Source organism: Bacillus sp. MBGLi79 (assembly GCF_002953915.1).
Genome location: NZ_CP026521.1, coordinates 1991957 through 1996368, shown reverse-complemented (window position 1 = coordinate 1996368; position 4412 = coordinate 1991957). Strand labels below are relative to the sequence as shown.

The window sequence follows — 4412 nt, the reverse complement described above, 5'->3', positions numbered from 1 at the left end:
TGGGCGCTTCCGATCTGATTGTGTTCGAGCAGCTCTTTAGCCGACTGGGTCGATGCGATGATTTTGCTCGAAAACATCCCGTGCTGTTTGACGAGCTTGATCGTGATAAAGCCAAGATTTTCAGGATTCAGGCGGATCGTGAAACTGCCTGTCGATCTGCCGAACGGTGTATACTTCATCTGTTTCCATGAGCTGAGAATTTGTTCTGAAAAGCTTTTCGGCTGAGCGGAAGATTCCTCTGCCGCCGAAGTTTGGAGACCCTGGATCAGCACTGCGCCTGTCCGATGATTGGCCAGTACAGAGGATTGAATCGGCTGTTCCTTTTGGCCTTGCTTTCCTTCAGTTTGAATTTCCCTTCCGTTCAAAACAAAGGACAACGGCTTCTCAGAAAGAGAGACATCGGTTTTTTTGCTCATGAGCATTGCCTTTAGTTCGCTTTCCGCCATTTTCCACTCTTTTTGATCCGGTTCAGCGTTTGCGTTCATCATCTGCTCCATTACACTTTTCAAGCTTTTCAGCTCGGCGTTTGACATGGACAAAAGCTGCGACTCACCCGGATCTTTTGTGAAAAATTGGCGTTTAAGTTCATCAATCAGCCCTTCTGTTCCCGCCTTTGTCTGAAGAGCGGCGAGAAATTCCGGCGCTTGTTTCAATATTTCTGCGATTTGTGAAGTTTTGAGTGCCGGTTGATTTTCATTTACGATCACAGCGAGCAGCTGCTGAATCTGACCAAGAATTTGCAGGTCAGGCAGTTTCGGCTCTTCTGTCCCGCTTTCGTCAGCAGGCAAAGCTTCAATAGCATCAGCTGTTTTGCCTGATTGTCCAGGCAGAGCAGCATTTTCAAGCAGCTCTTTTATTTGCTGTAACAGCTGTTCTGCCAATGCGAGTTCATCCGGAGATGGATTCAGCTCTTCAACATGCTGGAGGGAATTCAACCAGTCTTCATTGAAGGAGCCGCCTTCATTATTTAAAAGCCATTGCTTCAGTTCATGCAAAAGCCCTTCCAATGACGTGTCCTGAGAAGGTTCTTCTCCCTTTTGAAAAGGGGAAAGTGAGCTGTTTTCCTTTTGGAGCACATTTTGAAAGAGTCCGCCCAGAGGCGTCCTGCTCGTTTTTGCAGTTGCGGTATCCGCCGCAGGCTTGGCATCAAAAGAGATTGCGTCAAAAAGCCTCAAGCTATTCCCCCCCTTCTTTTTTCTTTTCATTTTTCGCTTCGTTTTTCACAAGCTTTTCTGTGAATACAGCCGCTTTATCAGGAGACATTTTGGAGAGGATCTCAGTCACTTTCTTTTTGCTTAAAGAATCTAAAATGTTGATTGCCTCTTCTTCTTTTAATTCGCTTAAAATTTTTGCAGCTTTATTGCTTTGCATGCTTTCATAAATTTTGACGACTTTTTTTCCGTCTCCTTGACCTTCGGCGTTCTTTTCTTTCTGCTCTTTTTCATCTTTTTCCGTTTTTTCGAACGAGCTGATTTTTTGTTTCAGCCTTTTAATCTCTTGATCACTCGTTTTCAAGTCACTCGTCAGCGTTTCGATTTCGCTTTTTTGTTCATCGATCGTCTTTTGGAGCTTTTCTGCTTTGTTCTCCTGCTGCTTTGCTGCGTGATCTTTGTCCTGATCCTCGCCGTTTTTCACAAGCTCTTTAACAACGGGGATTTTGGAGGCTGCATCCTGGAAATTGACGCCCAAAAGCCACATGCCGACAAACGCTACAACGATTAAAAAGATCAGCGGAATGACGATGACAAACAAAAATGTCTGAAATTTACCGGCTTTTTTTTCTTCGGTCATCGTTTTTCTACCCCTAGCTTCCTTGAGTTATGTACTGGGCAATGGAGATATCGTCCATTTCCTTTAACTCATTTGCTTTGTTTTGCAGCGAATACATTTCAAACTGCTTTTCTTTCATTTTTTCAAATTTTTTCAGCTCGATATTTTTTTCCGTCAGATCGTGCTGTTTTTCATTCATTTCATTTCTCTTCATCATGACGAGCTTTTGATAATGGTAGATAGTCGTTTCAAGATTTGTGACAAATTGCTGATAATGCCGCATTTCCTGAACGCTCATTCCTGTCTGCATCTTGATTTCCTTGTTTTTTTCTAGCGTTTCTTTTTGGTTCATGCTTTCATACAGCTTTTCCGCGACCTTTTCGAATTCGGAAACTGAGTGCTGATATTCAGCGAATGATTGGTCTTTTTCATTTTCTTTAAGCTCGAGGAGCTTTTGAAATTTAAATGAATAAGCCATTCTTAATCCTCTCTTCCTGTAAGACTCTTTAATAAAGAAATGCTCTCTTCCAGCGACGCCGCTTCATCCACTTCCTGCTTGAGGAAGCTGATCAGCTTAGGGTGGAATTGTATGGCCTCATCAATTTCTCTGGAAGACCCTTTTTTATAGGCTCCTATGTTGATCAGGTCCTCTGAGTTTTGATAGGTTGACAGCATTTCCCTGAACCGGTTCGCTGCTCTTATATGATCTTTCCCGGCGATGTTTGACATCACCCTGCTGATGCTTTTTAAAATGTTGACTGCCGGAAACTGGCCTTTATTCGCAAGGCTCCGGTCAAGAACGATATGACCGTCCAAGATTCCCCTGACAGTATCGGCGATCGGTTCATTCATATCATCACCGTCGACAAGAACCGTATAGAAAGCAGTTATTGACCCGTTTTCCGTCGTTCCTGTTCGTTCTAAGAGCTTAGGTAAAATAGCGAACACTGAGGGTGTATAACCTTTCGTCGTCGGCGGTTCGCCCGTCGCCAGGCCGATTTCCCTCTGAGCCATGGCAACCCTTGTCACCGAGTCCATCATGAACATCACGTTTTGTCCTTTGTCGCGGAAGTACTCGGCAATCGCTGTTGCTGTATATGCCGCTTTCAGCCGCATCAATGCCGGCTGGTCAGAAGTAGCCACTACAACGATCGTGCGCTTCAGCCCTTCTTCGCCAAGATCTTTCTCAATGAACTCCCTGACTTCGCGGCCCCGCTCTCCGACAAGAGCGATGACATTCAAGTCTGCGGCCGTCTCTCTTGCAATCATGCCCATGAGCGTGCTTTTTCCGACGCCGCTTCCGGCGAATATCCCGACACGTTGTCCTTTTCCGACGGTCAGCAGACTGTCGATTGATCTGACGCCGACCGCCATTTTTTCTCTGATTGGCGGCCTTTTCATCGGATTAGGCGGCGCCTGTTCTGTCGAAACTTGAGCCAAACCTTTCGGAAGCGCGCTGCCGTCGAGCGGATTGCCGAATGCATCGACAACTTGCCCGATCAAGCCGGAGCCGACTTTGACTCTGAGCGATTCTCCCGTCGCTTCGACAATGCTGCCGGGTGCAATATTGGCCGCTTCCAAATATGGCATGAGAAGAATATTTTGGTCTTTGAAGCCGACGACCTCTGCTTTGATGGCCTTTGGCCCGTCACCTTTTGTATAGATTTTGCAGACATCGCCGATTGAGCATTCAGGTCCTTTGGATTCAATCATCAGGCCGACCGCTTGTTTGACTTTTCCGTAACGTTTGTAGGAGTCTGCGGTTTCTATACATTCAAGCAGCTGCTCAAGCATCACTGGACAACACCTGCCGTTTCAAGCAGGCTGAGCAGTTTTTGTTTCAGCTGCTGTAATTGAGTGTCGATTCCTGCATCAATTCTTCCGAAAGCCGTTTCAACATAGCACGTTCCCTTTGGCGCTTTTTCATCGGCGTATATCGCGAGATGGGCGCCATATTGGAGGAGCTGCTCAAGTTCGTTTTTGTGGCTTTGAACCTCTGTGTAATACTCCGGATCCACATAGACGGCAATGTCATCGAACTCCTTCATTTCGGACAGCACCTGTTTGACGAGGGCTGAAAAAGCTTCTTTGTCGTCAGCCTTTTGATTCCAAACTTTTTTAGCCAGCGACACGGCAAGTTCGACAATTTCTTCGGAAGATTGTTCGATTTTTTCTTCATAGTCACGCCTCGCCGCTCCGACGATGGCGTTGGCTTCATCCAAATAGGATTGATAAGTGCTTTGGGCCTCGGCCTTTCCCTGTTCAAACCCCGCTTGAAAGCCTTCTTGTTTCGCCTGGTCTATCAGCGCTTCGCGTTCTGTTTCCCAGCTTATCCTTTCCTCTTCGATTTGCCGTCTGACCTGTTCGAGTTCAGCGTTCGCTTTTTCGTATATTTTCCCTGCTTCCTGTCTGGCATGATCGAGGAGGAATTCCGGATCCTGTCCGGTATCAAGTTCAGTTTCTGTTTCAGGAAGTTTGACTTCCTTTAATGAAATCGTCCGCCTTTCTTTTGGCGGTATTGATGATAATCGCTGTTTAATAATGTTAGACAATGATATCATCTCCTCCGCCTCTGGCGATTACGATCTCACCTGCTTCTTCAAGTCTTCGGATGACGCTTACGATTCTGGATTGAGCTTCTT

5 protein-coding genes are annotated in these 4412 nt (G+C 46.1%); all 5 read right to left on the bottom strand.

All coding sequences use genetic code 11. The annotated features are described in order from the left end of the window. Positions 1-1175, bottom strand: a 1175-nt coding sequence (locus C1T29_RS10190) for a flagellar hook-length control protein FliK (RefSeq protein WP_208945680.1), incomplete at its 3' end; no start/stop codon positions are given. 1 nt (position 1176) lies between these two features. Continuing rightward, positions 1177-1791: a MotE family protein gene (locus C1T29_RS10185; RefSeq protein WP_020451395.1), complete on the bottom strand. Its 615-nt coding sequence runs from the start codon at positions 1789-1791 to the stop codon at positions 1177-1179. Between the two features lie 13 nt (positions 1792-1804). Further along, on the bottom strand, positions 1805-2248 hold the full coding sequence (fliJ, locus tag C1T29_RS10180; protein WP_020451394.1) for a flagellar export protein FliJ: 444 nt from the start codon (positions 2246-2248) through the stop codon (positions 1805-1807). Positions 2249-2250: 2 nt separating this feature from the next. Further along, a complete protein-coding gene (gene fliI, locus C1T29_RS10175; RefSeq protein ID WP_095323562.1) occupies positions 2251-3567 on the bottom strand; it encodes a flagellar protein export ATPase FliI in 1317 nt (438 codons plus the stop codon). After that, positions 3564-4331 (bottom strand): flagellar assembly protein FliH, encoded by a 768-nt coding sequence (fliH, locus tag C1T29_RS10170; RefSeq protein ID WP_020451392.1) that lies wholly within the window; start codon positions 4329-4331, stop codon positions 3564-3566. The genes fliI and fliH overlap by 4 nt, the downstream gene beginning before the upstream one ends. Positions 4332-4412: the final 81 nt, after the last annotated feature.